This window comes from Bacillus sp. FSL M7-1345 (genome assembly GCF_038006985.1).
GTDB classification, from domain to species: Bacteria; Bacillota; Bacilli; order Bacillales; family Bacillaceae_G; genus Bacillus_A; species Bacillus_A cereus_U.
Genome location: NZ_JBBOWG010000001.1, coordinates 3,114,330 through 3,129,256, shown reverse-complemented (window position 1 = coordinate 3,129,256; position 14,927 = coordinate 3,114,330). Strand labels below are relative to the sequence as shown.

Below are 14,927 nucleotides of genomic sequence, written 5' to 3'. Positions count from 1 at the left end.
AACTTGGACATACTCATGTTATGAATCTAAACATAAAGGGAAATAGTATGAATAAACCAATAGCATTTAAATGAAAACATTATTACTCAAAAATTTATGCTCATTTTAAGATGGCAGATATGATACAACATAAGATTTCGAGATTTGATAGGGATGATGAAATGTTGTAATTATTTCAATTACAACGTTATCAGTAATTGCTTAGTTTGTAAATATTAAAATTAGTAAAGATAATAGGGAAATATAGATTATTTTTTGTTTGTACAATGATTATAAACTAGGTTTATCAGTATGATTTAGAATTAAATAGTTTATATAAAAGTAAGAAGATAATAGATTTACTTATAGCGTGCCGTTGATTCAGAAAGAAATACAATTGATTTTTATTTAGGTGAAACAAGAAAACATAAGCCCGCATAGCGTTTTTTTAAGAAAGCTTTGCGGCCCTTTTTATAGTTTAAACCTTTGTATTATTACTCTATACAAGTATGCGGTTGATCCTAGGGTATTTCAGAACGAATCCATCATTGTAATAGGGAATTGTTTATTGTTTCTAGTTGGAAAATTTATATTGGGAGTCTTAAAGATATAGTAAATATAAAGGAGATGGGTTAAATAATGAAATACACACTTAAAGATCTTATAAATATAAACGAGTTTAAGAATATAACAGAGCAATTTTATAATTTAACTAAAGTTCCATTCTGTCTCCTTGATAATAATCAAAATGTTATATTTTCCAAAGGTGACCCTTTTTTTCATAATCCAAAAATCCAATCGTCCCAAGAAATGCATATTCCGATCATTATTGAGCAGGAGCATATAGCAACCTTTGTTATAGGAACAAGTATTAATAAAGGGGGGATTGTGGATTCTCATATAAAATATTTTAAATGCATTGCAAATCTAATTGAAGAGATGGCAACACAACAATTACACCTTAAAAAAATTCATGAAAAAGATTCACAAATGAATGCGATAACAAATCATGAGGAAAATTGTTTAGGTAGTATATTACAAAATATGCCAATTATGATTAATGCTATTGATGAAAAAGGAAATATTATTATGTGGAATCGGGAATGTGAATTAGTAACTGGATATAATGCAGATGAAATAATTAACAATCCAAAAGCGATGAAATTGCTACATCCTCATAGACCTAATCGTAACGATTTATTGCAAAATGGTCACGATTTTAGAGATTGGGAGATGGATATCACATGTAAAAATGGTGAGATAAAAACTATTATGTGGTCCGATATTTTACATAGTATTCCAACTTTAGGATGGAGTATCGGAGCAATTGGAATTGATATAACTAAGCGTAAGAGGATGGAAGAGAAACTTAAACAAACCTCGACTGAACTAGAATTGATTTTTAAAGCAATTCCTGATTTGTATTTTTTGTCGGACCTTGATGGGACCATTAGGGACTGTAAAGTTAATTCCATATCTAAATTTTATGTTCCAATTGAAGAATTTATAGGAAAGAAATTCCAAGAAATATTACCAGTTTCTATTATAAAGCAATTTGAGAATGCTATTAATCAAATAAAAACTTCAGCCGCTCCTGTATTAATAGATTATTCTCTACAACTAGATGATGAAATTTATTATTTTGAAGCAAGACTTTTACCGCTTTTTGAGGATGAAATTATGATTATTGTACGTGATATTACAGAGCGTACAATAACGACGGAATTATTAAAGAAATCAGATACCCTTAATGCAGTAGGGCAATTGGCAGCTGGGGTCGCTCATAAAGTTCGTAACCCATTAACAGTAATTAAAGGATTCATGCAATTATTGCAGCAGGAAGTAGGGAAGGATAAAGAATATTTAAGTCTAATGCTTTCTGAAATCAGTAGTATTGAAAAAGTTATTCAAGAATTTTTATCTATTGCAAAACCGAATGCTGCAGTATTTGAACCCAAAAACCTTTGTACTATATTAGATAATGTAGTCGACTTAATAAGTACACAGGCAATTATGAAGAATATTCGTATTACATTGAATATGGATGTTGAAAACTTATTGATTGAGTGTTGCGAAATTCAATTAAAACAAGTTTTCTATAGTATTTTACAAAATTCTATTGAGGCTATACAAAATGGTCAAGAAATCATCATTAATGTGAAAAAACATAATAGTACCGAGGTTAAGATTTGTATTTTAGATAAAGGGGTAGGTATTCCTTCAGAAAGAATTAAAAGACTAGGTGAACCTTTTTATAGTACAAAAGAAAAAGGGACGGGTGTTGGGCTCATGATGAGTTATCGAATTATTGAAAGTCATGGTGGGAAAATAAGTATAAAAAGCCAAGTTGGGAAAGGAACTACTGTTACTCTATTTTTCCCAATTTATAACGGTGGCTCAGTTGGTGATGTTAGTCCAAATAGCATGTAATCATAACTAGCAAATAAATCTCTGAAAATGAATAATTAAACGATTATCTTGTAGAAACATAGGTAGTCTGAAGTGATTTGATCAGGCAAAGAAAAATGGATTTAATAGGGATAATGTAACTTGAATTTGAAGTACAACTCCTAATTTTATTAGACGTTACATTTTATGCATGAAGTAAAAGGATTCTTTCAAAATTTACTTAATAAGTTAGATTGATAATTCATGATGTAACAGAAGATAAAAAAGTTAATTTAGGGAAAAGAAGGTCGCTCTAAATACCATTTAGGTTAAGTTGCATGTATGTCTTAAAAGTGAAAAGTTTCTTTTTCTCGGCTATAGAAAAAGAAACTTTTTTACTTGAGTGATAATTTTTTATGATAGTTGTGAAAGGGTTTTGTTATATTTTCGAAAGAAAAATGCAATGTATATAAATTAAGATGAATTTACGCATATTGATTTTATATCATTCGCCATTGATGAAGGAACAGAGGAGATTTAATGTATGAAAACAAAAATTGCAATTATAGAAGATGAAGATAATATACGGGAGATATGTAAACGGTACTTAGAAAGGGAAGGGTATGAGGTATACACTGCTGTGAACGGAGCAGAAGGATGGAATATATTTCAACAATTTCAACCAGATCTAATTATTTTAGATTTGATGATGCCAGAAAAAGATGGTTGGGAACTATGTGAGGAAATTCGCCAACATTCCAATGTACCTATTATTATGTTAACTGCGAGAGGAGAAGAAAGAGAACGGATTTTAGGATTAACAATGGGAGCGGATGATTATGTAACAAAACCCTTTTCACCTCGTGAATTAGTATTAAGGGTACAAATTATATTAAGAAGAGGAAGTCAAGTAACAATTCAAGGAATAGAGCCTACATCAGGAATGATAGAGTTTCCAGATTTGAAAATTGATCCAACGAAAAGAAGTGTATTTGTTTGTCAATATGAAATAGAGTTAACGGTGAAAGAGTTTGAGGTGCTTTATCTCATGGCAAAACATCCTAAACAGGTGTTTTCACGGTCTCAACTTCTTGAACAAATTTGGGGATTTGAGTATGAAGGTTGCACAAATGCAGTAACTGTATTAATGAGTCGTTTACGTGAGAAATTGGAGAAGCATACAACAAAGAACCGTTGGATTCATACGGTTTGGGGCATCGGTTATTGCTTTGAACCAGATGGAGGGAATGATAAATGAAGTTACGAAATCAACTTTTATTGATGAACCTATTAAGCACGGGTATCATGGTAATTTCTATATGGTATAGTGAAAGGCAAATGTTACTTAGACCAGAACAGACACGGTTATTAATAGTAATAGTAATTGTAGCAATGATTATTTCTACGATTATTTACTGGTTAATGACACGCCCTATTATGAAATCTATTCAAAATTTAATTGCCTTAACCAAACAATTTAGTGATAGACGATTTGGGACGATGTACATAATAGGGAAAGAACCGGAAGAGTTTAAAGAATTAGCGACAGCTTTTCAAGAAATGGCTAAAAAACTAGACGAAAGCTTTGCTAAGTTAGAAAAAGGAGAGAAAGCACGTACAGAGCTGATTGCGAATATTTCCCATGACTTACGAACTCCCATGGCTAGCATACAATTGATGACAGAAGCGTTACAAGATGGATTAATTGAAGACCCTGATATGAAACAACAATATTTAACGACAATCCTAAATGATATACAACGATTAAGTGGATTAATTAATAACTTATTTGACCTTTCTAAGTTAGAACTTGGACAAGAAGTTTTTCATCCAAGTTTAATACATGTAGATAGCATTCTATTAAAAGTAATAGATTCACATGCTATCTTATTGCAAGATAAAGAGATTGATTTGCAATTGCACGTTTCTGAGACATTACCAAGAATTTGGATTATGCCATGTAAAATAGCGCGAGTTATCAATAATTTGTTGCATAACGCGATTCGGCATTCTCCTACATGTGGAACAATCGAATTAATTGTAGAGGAAAATAAACAGAAGCAGCAAGTCCAATTCACTTTGTGTGATGAAGGGGAGGGGATTTCTCCAGATGATCAATTGCGTATATTTGAACGCTTTTTTAGAACGGATCCATCAAGAAGTTCACAATCTGGAGGTTCTGGACTTGGTTTAGCTATTGCAAAATCGCTAGTTGAACTGCATAAAGGACAAATTGGTGTTCGGGACCGCCAAGATGGGAAACAGGGATGTGAATTTTGGTTTACTCTTCCTGTTACATCAGAAAAAAATGAGGCGATTGAAAGACTTTTGTAACATTTACGAAAGGAAATTGAAAGATATATATAATAAGATTACTGTATCGAAGGTGATTATATTTTAATCTGAAGTGAAAAGTATAAGTATAATTTCATCTTTTGTAATCTTGTAGATAGGATGAAAGAGAGGAAGAAATAAAATGGTTTAAATGAAAAAAAGTAACTCCTGCAACCTTAGTATTTGCTTGTTCTAGTAGGTCCAGTATCTTCATCTTCTAGTTTGATAACTGCCGTTGAAAAAGAAAACCCGTCATTAAATATAAAAAATGGACAGGTGCCAGAAGAAAGTTTCAATTTCAACAGATGTAATTAAAACAGATGATTAAAAACTAGTTCATTCAGATGTACTAGAAAAATAAAGTGGTATGGAAAAGGAACCTTATTTTCTAAACTGCCTTTATAGAATGAAAATAAAGAATCACATACATAAAAAATATACGGAACAGAGGTAACTACACGATGATTTTAAAACTATTATTTATACTTTTTGGCGTAATCTTAGTATTATGGGGTATATATAGAATGAAAACGGATGAAGCATTTATAGGAAAAACACAAACAAGAAAAAATATTTTTAATTTCTTTATTTTAGGAGAAGCAGCGGGACTAGGACAATTCTTAAGCGGAATTGCATGTATAATTATAGGGATTTTATCTTTTATAATTAAATAGTTTATAAATAAAAGGAACACAACTTTAAAATAAAAGTAGTGTTCCTTTTATTTTTGTCACCTGTCAGATTTACAATTTATCAGGTAGAAAAGTAAAACAGGGAGCAAGCATAGAAAATTTCTTTTTCCTTTTTGTAGAGCTTCGTACGCCAAATACAGATGATCTTGAATCATGTAAACAGCTTTATATTCGCTTAATTTTTTTTCCTTTTTCTGTAGTAACAATTTTCTCATTTGAGGAGATGCGCGAGACATGTGTAAATTCAGTGGAATCCAATATTTCCTATTTGGGTATGATAGAATAGTAATATATCTAAAACGGAGGAAAGACAAATGGACTCAAACACAAAGCAGTTTATTTATGATATCCGGCAAAGAAAGAACAATTATATGGACGATGTATTAACAGCAATACAGCACCCTAAAAAAGAGCAATCTAAACAGGTCATTCAAAATATAGTAGAGAAGATGGATATGATGATCAGTTTAGTTACTACTTACATGGCGATTGAATCAGAATCTATGAAAGAATTAAAAGAGCTTCAAGAAGAAATTATTCATGCTCAAGCATATATTCAAAAAAGAAAATTTGAAGAAACACAGAGATAATATCCTGTGTTTTTATTCTAATGGTCAATCAATTTCTGAATGCCCAATTCATAAATTAATTGAACAGGAGAAAAAGGAATTAGTATTTAACACCTTAAAACAATTTACATACGAAGGAAAAGTAAAAAGATCTACAGTAAGAGAAATTGAAACAATTTTCAAAGAAGTAAAAGAACTAAACGAGTTAATACGTAAGGGAAGAATAAAACGTAAGAATAATGAGGCTGAGACATATATTTGTTCTTACTAAATAATAAGTTTATATCTATAATTTGTTTGTTTCATCCCTGCACATTGTGTGAGGATTTTTTTCATAAAGAAAAGACACTCCAATGAGTGCCTTTTCTTTACTAGTAAGTAAATCAGCAAAAGCAACTAGCTTCAACTATGATTAATAATATAAAGAGCACAATGATTAAACTTTATTTTAAAGATACAGTAAAAAGATAAAACCAGAACGATTGGAGAACCATTTATATGGTCAATTGATTGCAATGTTACTCTGTTCTTCTATCATGTTTCAAATGCTCCAATTACTCCTCATGAAGAAAAAACGTCATCCTTTCTAATCTAGCTTGTTTAGAAAAGATAACGTTTTTTGTATTTAAGAGTATTAAAATCTCTTAAGTTGAGGGGCATGTAGGGTGCCCTCTGTTAGTTCAATAAGAATTAAATGACTTTATTATTCATTTATACTTGAATCGTCTTTTTTGTATGTGAAATTTTCCCTTAATGTACAATATTTTTTGTCGTGTCGAGCTAAATATAGCATACATAGAACAAGGGAATGCAGTATAGACCAGCATTCCCTTGTTATCATCATGTTATTATTTTAGTATGGCATTTTATGTCCCCAATAGTCGAAGTGATAATCTTTACCGTCGATTTTAAACCAACCGTCTGCATAAAGTGAACCATCTTCTCTAGCACAATACCAAAGGTATCCGTATGCAAGAGGAAAAGGTCTATATCCACCACCAACTTGGAACCATCCTGTTTTAGCTGCCCCATTCTCATCGAAGTAATAATATTTATTATCGATAGTTTGCCAGCCCGTTTGTGCTACGCCGTTATTGTCGAAATGGTATAGCTTACCATCGGTTTTTTCAAACCCTGCTCGGTTAACTGATCCGTCTTCATGAAAATAATATTTTTTACCGTCAATGTCTTTATAATCATTGAACGTATCATTGAATCCATTTGTGAAATAGTATCTTTTACCGTCTATAATTTTCCAACCGGTATAGAAAACTCCATCTTCTAAACTATAATATGCCAGTGATTTCTCGTTTTTGTTGATCCCTGTTTTCAAAATCGAACCGTCTTTATTAAATGCTAATATTTTGTTGTCAAACTGAACATTAACAATGCTGTTTATAGCTTCTCCATTTAGATTAGAAACGCTCTCAAGCACACCTTTGTCGGAAAAGTGAAGGATAACCTCTTGATCTTCTATACGTATTTCCTTTTTATTTACATTGTAATTTTGGAAAAAATAAATTTTACCATCTATATCTTTCAAGCCTTCTTTAATAAACGCTCCAGAAGCATCGGAATAGGTATCACCTTTCAAGGCTGATTTTTGCAAGGAACCATCATCATTGAAGTGATAGTACTTATCATTAATATATGAGTTAGATGAACCTCCCGTGACCATGCCAGAATTATCTGGACTAAAATAATACGTCTTACCTTCAATGTCTTGCCACCCCGTCAAGAAAATCCCATCAGCATCTGCAAAATAATACTGATCACCTCGGTTTACCCAACTGTTCTTTATCACGTTTCCAGAGGAATCTTTTGCACTCCATTTAGTAGGGTCCTGTTCATCAGTTGCAATCTCTATTCCGTCATACTTCTGCTTCTCATTTTCTTTACCCGGATACCACTCTTTTAACCAGTTATGAATTTCATTGTTGTTTTTTCCAGGGAAACGAATTTCGGATTTGAAACTCCAATCAGTACCAAATTGTTGAACATTTTGATTACCAGCCAAACTTACTCCATTCTTGTTTTTCAAATGGAACTGGAATTTATCATCATGAGAATTGCCGGTCTGAACAAGTTCAAACAATTCATCATCACCAATTGAATCGGAATATTGAAGTGTATTTCCTTCTTTCCCTGAAAGATATTTTGAACCTGTTTTTACCAATACTTTATTCGTCCCTTTTTTATAGGGGATAATTTGATAAGGTTTACCATCATTTAGTGTAGTAAATGGTAGTGCGATAGGTGTCTCTAGGATGCTAGTACGATCTGCCAATATATCAGGTAACCGATTATTAAAATCTGCAAGAGCTTCGGAGTTATTCGTAACATAATTAGAAAGAACATCTTTGCCTACTGGCTGTGAAGTAATTGTTGCTAATACTCGTTTTTCTTCTGGTAGTTTACTAAAAAGATCTTCATTAACATAACGAATATCACGTAAACCAGAGCCATTAGTAAGAAAATATCCTGGGAATTCTTGACGTTCAAATTCAGCTGCTAAAACATTTTTACCACCGCTATTGTCACTTTTTAGATAATAGGTTTTGAAATTCGTAAGTGAAACACCCGTATTTCCTTCATCTAATTGTTTTTGTGTAATATACAAAATATCATGTTTAGATAGTTCTGGTTCATCAGGAGTTAAGTCTACTATTGTACCAGCGCCCTTAATACGAATTTGTTCTCCATGCTTGATTGTTTTATATTCAACTTTCCCATTGGTATAAGCAATTTTAATTTTCTTGCTAAAATTCTGATCTTTATAATAATCAAACACACTAATACCAAATTCCCCTTTGTTAAAAGTAGGAGCTTTATAAGCAACATTTTCTAAACGAGATGCATAACTGTTTTTTGCATCTTGTTCTTCTAACCATTTCCCAAATGGCTCTTTAAGAAACGTGTCATATACATTTCCAAATGTTGTAACAATCGTTGCGAATGTATCAACATCTGCTTTCACTTTATATTCTGTTACGGGGCTGGCGCTGAATAAAATCCCCATTGCAATCCCTACAGGAAGGACTTTTCGCATACTTTTTTTTGCATTTCCATTCATAATTGTGCTCCTCACTTTGTGCTACCTTATTTTTTCTATTTGTTAAACTGCATTTAACGTTCCGAAGTTTATCTTAGTATAAACACCTTTCAAATTTCTTTCATAAATGTTACAAAAGTCTTGCATGAATACCGTATAAAATTCTGAATTTTATACGGTATTCTATATTTTTTCAACCTGACTCCATGCTCATTAAGCGAGGATTTTTAAGTATCCCAAAATAAAATTTTCATTTGTAAAATGAATTAAGTAGTAAACAAGAAAGGCTGGCAAAATGCCAACCTTTCTTGTCTTTTGGGTCTCAATTTTTATTTTAATAAATCAATAATAACTAAAAGGAATAGTTTATATCGTTCTTGTTATACAAAGGCCTTTTTATTAAACTATCCATTTTATGGGGTACAGTTCATTTCGTATTGGGTTATTTGTTAGCCTGATGGATATGTAGCGAAACCCAGGACAGTAATACCTAAAAAAATAGGAGTGTTATTACAATTTAAAATGAATGCATAAAAAAAGACACTCTTAAGAGTGTCTTTTCTTAGCAGCCGAATCCGCTACAGCTAGCTCCAACTATGATTAATAAGATAAAGAGCACAACTAGTAAGGCGAATCCGCCACCAAAACCACAGCCGCCACCGTAACTACCACCATATCCCATAATACTTCCTCCTTTACGTAAGAGGGGAAAACATTGTGTCACTCTTTTGTTTTAACGGGTTTACATTACTTTATGCATTTTTAATGATGAATGAGTAGGTCCTTTGAGAAATGATTAAAGAAAAACAACGTACAGGAATAAAGTTACTAGTATAGTAATGGGTTGTGTTCGATTAGCATATAACGATCTACCAGAAAAAGTAATTGTATTTTTCAGATAAATGAATTATTATAAAATAAGCAATTTTACAATTGCACAAGGTGAGGAAGATGAAGAGGGTTAAACGACTTAATAAGAGATGCAAAACAATTTTTAAGTTTGTTTCAACATAATACTTGCTTCATCATTTTCATACCTGAAAAGAATTAGGGTATAGCTTGAAATCACGGCAATGAATCATCTAAGAGGGGGAAGTGAAGTGGCAAACAAAGAATTGAAACGAGGTTTAGAAGCACGTCATATTCAAATGATTGCTTTAGGCGGAACAATTGGTGTCGGTTTGTTTATGGGGTCAGCCAGCACGATTAAATGGACAGGTCCGTCAGTAATGCTTGCATATGCAATCGCAGGTGTTTTTATCTTCTTCATTATGCGTGCCATGGGAGAAATGTTGTATATGGAGCCAAGCACAGGTTCATTTGCGACATTTGGTCACAAGTATATTCATCCATTAGCTGGTTATATGACGGCATGGAGTAACTGGTTCCAGTGGGTTATCGTTGGGATGTCAGAGATTATCGCAGTTGGAGCGTATATGAAATATTGGTTCCCGGATTTACCAGCTTGGATACCAGGTGTTATCGCGATGGTTATTCTTGGTGCGGCTAACTTAATTTCGGTTAAGTCATTTGGTGAATTTGAATTTTGGTTTGCAATGATTAAAATTGTTACGATTTTATTAATGATTATTGCCGGATTCGGTCTCATTTTCTTCGGAATTGGGAACGGAGGAGAAGCAATTGGTATATCTAATCTGTGGAAAAATGGTGGTTTCTTTACAGGTGGTTTTTCAGGATTCTTCTTTGCGCTATCACTTGTAGTTGGGGCATATCAAGGTGTGGAATTAATCGGGATTACTGCTGGTGAAGCGAAAGATCCGAAGAAGACACTTACTAGAGCAATTCAAAGTACAATTTGGCGTATTCTAATTTTCTATATTGGTGCTATTTTCGTTATTGTAACTGTGTATCCTTGGGATCAATTAAGTTCAATTGGTAGTCCGTTCGTAGCAACTTTTGCGAAGGTTGGTATTACGGCAGCTGCGGGACTTATTAACTTCGTTGTTATTACAGCGGCGATGTCTGGTTGTAATAGTGGTATTTATAGTGCTGGACGTATGCTTTATACACTAGGTGTGAATGGACAAGCACCGAAATACTTTACGAAGATTTCTAATAACGGTGTACCTTTATTTGGTACAGTTGGTGTAATTATCGGTTTAGCGGTTGGTGTTGTGTTAAGTTATATTGCACCAAAAAACTTATTCGTATATGTATATAGTGCGAGTGTACTTCCTGGTATGGTGCCATGGTTTGTTATTTTAATTAGTCAAATTCGTTTTAGAAAAGAAAAAGGAGCAGAGATGAAAGATCATCCATTCAAAATGCCATTTGCTCCTGTTACAAACTATTTAACAATTGCCTTTTTAATTATGGTATTAATCGGTATGTGGTTTAACGATGATACTCGTATTTCACTAATTGTAGGTATTGTTTTCTTAGCTATCGTAACAATTAGTTTCTATGCTTTCGGAATAGGGAAGAGAGCTCCGTTAGAAGTTCAAAATGATCAAGAGATTTCAAGTAAATAAAGGTAATAAAAAAGTCCGATTTCTTATTTAGAAATCGGACTTTTGTTATTAAAACTTTTCTAATACAATCTTCCCAATTGTACGTCCACCCTCAAGTAATGCATGTGCTTTTTTAAGGTTTTCTGCATTAATTGGTGTTAACGTATCATTTAAAGTAGTTTGAAGAATACCTTCATCTAATAGCTCGCTTACTTTATTTAATAGTTCGTGCTGCGTAATCATATCACCAGTTTCATACATCGCTTTTGTGAACATAAACTCCCAAACGAATGTAGCGCTTTTACTTTTTAAAATCCCCATTTCAAGAGGGTGCTCATTTTCTACGATAGAGCAAATTTTCCCTTGTGGTTTAATGAGGTCACCGATTGCTTGCCAATGTTGATCTGTATTGTTTAAGCAGAAGATGTAATCGACATCTTTTAGCCCAAGTTCTACTATTTGATCTTTTAACGGTTTGTGATGGTTAATTGTATGATCAGCACCAAACTTTTTCACCCAGTCTATCGTTTCACCGCGGGAAGCAGTTGCGATGACATTTAGTCCAGCCCATTTCGCAAGCTGAATTGCGATTGAACCTACACCACCAGCTCCGCCGATAATTAAAATATTTTTAAATGTATTTTCACTTTTCTTAGCGTAATCAATGCCTAAACGTTCGAATAAACCTTCCCACGCTGTAATAGCTGTTAAAGGAATTGCTGCAGATTCAGCATCGCTTAAAGTTTTTGGTTTTTTACCAACGATTCTTTCATCAACTAAATGGTATTCACTATATGTACCTTGTCTCGTAATGCTTCCAGCGTAAAACACTTCATCGCCTTCTTTAAATAATGTACAACCTTCGCCAGTTTGTACAACAACGCCACAAGCATCCCAGCCAAGTATTTTCGCTATATCTTCTTTTTTATCTTTCGGAGAGCGAACTTTTGTATCAACTGGGTTAACGGAAATCGCATTAATCTTAACAAGTATATCTCTTCCTGTGGCAACAGGTCTTTCAACTTCAATATCAATTAAACTGTTTTCTTCTTCAATAGGTAAGTATTCATGTAAACCAATTGCTTTCATTTTTATTCCCTCCATTAAAGTAAGAGTCTTTTTCTCTTTCATTATAGATGGGAAGTGTTGTTATGTAAAAAAGTTGAGTCCTTTCCATTTTGTAAAAGGTTTGATTCATCCGCATTTAGAATTCCATAATTGGAAGGGGAAAGCCATCGTTTTGATTTTATAAGCGTTGTATCATTAATTTAAAGTTATACTTATTTTTCCAGTGTACCTTGCAATGAATAATACTAAGTGGTATATTATATTTGCGAGTACTTATTATAAAATGGTACTGAATAATAAATAGTAGTGAATGTCAATTAGAATAGGGTGAATGAACATTGAATGTACAATTTAAAAAAGGAGTTTTAGAACTTTGTGTTCTTGTCTTACTCGATAAGCAAGACCGTTATGGATATGAATTAGTTCGAAGTATTTCCAATCAAATTGAAATATCAGAAGGGTCTGTTTATCCTTTACTTCGTAGATTAACTAAAGAAGAATATTTTACAACGTATTTACAGGAGTCTTCAGAAGGACCTTCAAGGAAGTATTATACACTGACGGATAAAGGTAGAACGTATTTGTATCAACTTTTGGAGGAATGGAATGAGTTTTCACAAGGTGTCAATCAATTAATAAAAGAAGGTGTACGTAATGACGAAAAATAAATTTTTACAACAATTAAATGCATCTCTAAAAAGATTATCTGAAAAAGAGCGTACAGATATTTTAAAAGATTATGAAGAACATTTTACTTTCGGATTAGAGGAAGGGAAAAGTGAAGAAGAAATTGTAGCTTCATTAGGTTCTCCAGCTCAAATCGCCAAAGAGTTATTAGCAGATTATCATATTGAGAAAGTAACAGCAAGTGCAACAACAGGAAATGTTTTTCGGGCAATTTGGGCAGTAATTGGATTAGGTTTTTTCAATTTGTTAATCGTGCTTGGACCTGCAATTACATTAGCGGCATTGATTTTTTCAGGATGGGTTCTAGGAATTTCATTTTTAGGTTCACCACTGCTTGTTATTGTTGATACTATTATACATCCAAATACATTCTTGCTATTTAATCTTTTCGTTTCTTTAGCACTTTGTGGACTTGGATATTTCATTGTAATTGCTATGTTATTTTTAACGAAGATGGCAAATAATGGATTTGTTCGTTATTTAAAGTTCAATATGGCACTAGTAAAAGGTGGTTTGAAGCATGATAAATAAAAAGAGTCTTTCAATCATTGCAGGTATTATTTTTATTATTGGTATTATCGGAAGTTTATTCACTTATCGTTCAATTGCTGCAGTACCAATTTCAGAAGAAAAGGTCATTAATAATAATAATGTGTCAAGCGTCATTATCGATACGAATAACGTTCGTGTTAACATCAATCCTACAACAGATAGTAACATGAAAGTAAAATTAGATGGCGAGGTTAATCCTAACGTAAAAAGAACATTAGCTGCGGATGAGAAAGATTCAACGCTTCTCATTTCTTACAAAGAAAAACAACAGAGCTGGTTCAACTTTAATATTTCTGAAGTATTGGCGCCATTAACATTAAATGTGTATCTACCCGAAAAACAATATGATTCATTAAAAGTTTCCAATAATAATGGCTACGTTGCTGCTAAAAAACTAAACGCAACACATTTTAATATCAATACAAGCAATGGACGTGTGGAATTAAGAGAAATCAATTCGCCAAAAATTATCGCAGAAACAAACAATGGAATTATGGATTTCAAAGATATATTGGCACAAAATATTCATGTGAAATCGAACAATGGACGAATAATGCTAGACCATGTTGAAGGTGAAATAGAGGGGCAAACTAAAAATGGAAGTCTTACTCTGAAAACGAATGAACTGGATCGAAATCTCAATTTTACGACTCACAATGGAAAAATTAATATTGAAACTGAAAAAGAACCAACTAATGTTCAATTTAATGTTTCTGTTGACAATGGCAGAGCGAATATTCTTGATAAATATAATGGAAATACGGTTATTGGAAAAGGAGAAAATGTAATTAAATTAAACACACATAACGGAAATATTACAGTGAAAAAACAATAGCATATTACCTTTTATAATCTCAGCTCGCCGCACATAAAGAGCAATAATAAATAAAAAAATAACCGACTCCTTTTCTCAACATGTAGGTAGTCGGTTATTTTATATTTAACATTCGTTTAAGTGTGTATCCTTTCCATTCGTATACTAGCGTTTGTTTCTGTATTGCTTAAAGTGCTTTCTTACTTCGAACTTTATTTCAGAATACAAACAGTTGTTTTATTACTCTCGATTCTTAGGAGGATAACGAATAGTAATTAACGATGTAAGGAGAATTTGTGAATGACTCAAAAATAATAACTG

The 14,927-nt window shown here is 32.6% G+C and carries 13 protein-coding genes and 1 pseudogene; 10 read left to right on the top strand and 4 right to left on the bottom strand.

Going from position 1 to position 14,927, the window contains the following annotated elements; translation table 11 throughout:
* Positions 1-618 precede the first annotated feature (618 nt).
* The 6 genes from MHB76_RS16360 to MHB76_RS16335 all read left to right on the top strand — a co-directional run bounded on the left by MHB76_RS16360 (position 619) and on the right by MHB76_RS16335 (position 6,233).
* On the top strand, positions 619-2,409 hold the full coding sequence (locus tag MHB76_RS16360) for an ATP-binding protein (RefSeq protein ID WP_078174109.1): 1,791 nt from the start codon (positions 619-621) through the stop codon (positions 2,407-2,409).
* A 502-nt stretch (positions 2,410-2,911) separates the two neighbouring features.
* Positions 2,912-3,625, top strand: a complete 714-nt coding sequence (locus MHB76_RS16355; protein WP_078174108.1) for a response regulator transcription factor — start codon at positions 2,912-2,914, stop codon at positions 3,623-3,625.
* Entirely contained in the window at positions 3,622-4,701 is a 1,080-nt protein-coding gene (locus tag MHB76_RS16350; protein WP_078174107.1) for a sensor histidine kinase, read from the top strand. The genes MHB76_RS16355 and MHB76_RS16350 overlap by 4 nt, the downstream gene beginning before the upstream one ends.
* Before the next feature lie 461 nt (positions 4,702-5,162).
* The gene (locus MHB76_RS16345) at positions 5,163-5,375 is read left to right on the top strand and encodes a hypothetical protein (protein WP_078174106.1); all 213 of its coding nucleotides are present in this window, start codon (positions 5,163-5,165) and stop codon (positions 5,373-5,375) included.
* Positions 5,376-5,707: 332 nt separating this feature from the next.
* On the top strand, positions 5,708-5,983 hold the full coding sequence (locus tag MHB76_RS16340; RefSeq protein ID WP_078174104.1) for a hypothetical protein: 276 nt from the start codon (positions 5,708-5,710) through the stop codon (positions 5,981-5,983).
* Positions 5,934-6,233, top strand: coding sequence for a hypothetical protein (locus MHB76_RS16335; RefSeq protein ID WP_340987141.1), 300 nt, complete (start codon positions 5,934-5,936; stop codon positions 6,231-6,233). The genes MHB76_RS16340 and MHB76_RS16335 overlap by 50 nt, the downstream gene beginning before the upstream one ends.
* Positions 6,234-6,345: 112 nt before the next feature.
* Here MHB76_RS16335 and MHB76_RS16330 read toward each other — a convergent pair.
* The 3 genes and pseudogenes from MHB76_RS16330 to MHB76_RS16320 all read right to left on the bottom strand — a co-directional run.
* Positions 6,346-6,405 (bottom strand): annotated as a pseudogene (locus MHB76_RS16330) (YjcZ family sporulation protein); the annotation flags it as partial.
* Positions 6,406-6,815: 410 nt separating this feature from the next.
* Positions 6,816-9,035 carry an N-acetylmuramoyl-L-alanine amidase family protein gene (locus tag MHB76_RS16325; protein WP_078174102.1) on the bottom strand — a complete coding sequence of 740 codons (2,220 nt, stop codon included), beginning with the start codon at positions 9,033-9,035 and terminating at the stop codon, positions 6,816-6,818.
* Positions 9,036-9,576: 541 nt separating this feature from the next.
* Entirely contained in the window at positions 9,577-9,696 is a 120-nt protein-coding gene (locus MHB76_RS16320; protein ID WP_078174101.1) for a YjcZ family sporulation protein, read from the bottom strand.
* A 418-nt stretch (positions 9,697-10,114) separates the two neighbouring features.
* Between MHB76_RS16320 and MHB76_RS16315 the strand changes: the two genes are divergently transcribed.
* Positions 10,115-11,506: an amino acid permease gene (locus MHB76_RS16315; protein ID WP_078174100.1), complete on the top strand. Its 1,392-nt coding sequence runs from the start codon at positions 10,115-10,117 to the stop codon at positions 11,504-11,506.
* Positions 11,507-11,554: 48 nt separating this feature from the next.
* On the opposite strand, the gene MHB76_RS16310 is transcribed toward MHB76_RS16315, so the two are convergent.
* Complete coding sequence (locus MHB76_RS16310) at positions 11,555-12,574, bottom strand: zinc-binding alcohol dehydrogenase family protein (protein ID WP_070139748.1); 1,020 nt, start codon at positions 12,572-12,574, stop codon at positions 11,555-11,557.
* A gap of 317 nt (positions 12,575-12,891) precedes the next feature.
* Between MHB76_RS16310 and MHB76_RS16305 the strand changes: the two genes are divergently transcribed.
* From MHB76_RS16305 to MHB76_RS16295, 3 genes are read left to right on the top strand one after another with little or no spacing between them, the layout of a single operon-like run.
* Positions 12,892-13,221, top strand: coding sequence for a PadR family transcriptional regulator (locus tag MHB76_RS16305; protein ID WP_002199791.1), 330 nt, complete (start codon positions 12,892-12,894; stop codon positions 13,219-13,221).
* On the top strand, positions 13,208-13,771 hold the full coding sequence (locus tag MHB76_RS16300; RefSeq protein WP_078174098.1) for an HAAS signaling domain-containing protein: 564 nt from the start codon (positions 13,208-13,210) through the stop codon (positions 13,769-13,771). Before MHB76_RS16305 ends, MHB76_RS16300 begins: the two co-directional genes overlap by 14 nt.
* Entirely contained in the window at positions 13,761-14,627 is an 867-nt protein-coding gene (locus MHB76_RS16295; RefSeq protein WP_002199793.1) for a DUF4097 family beta strand repeat-containing protein, read from the top strand. Before MHB76_RS16300 ends, MHB76_RS16295 begins: the two co-directional genes overlap by 11 nt.
* Positions 14,628-14,927 lie beyond the last annotated feature (300 nt).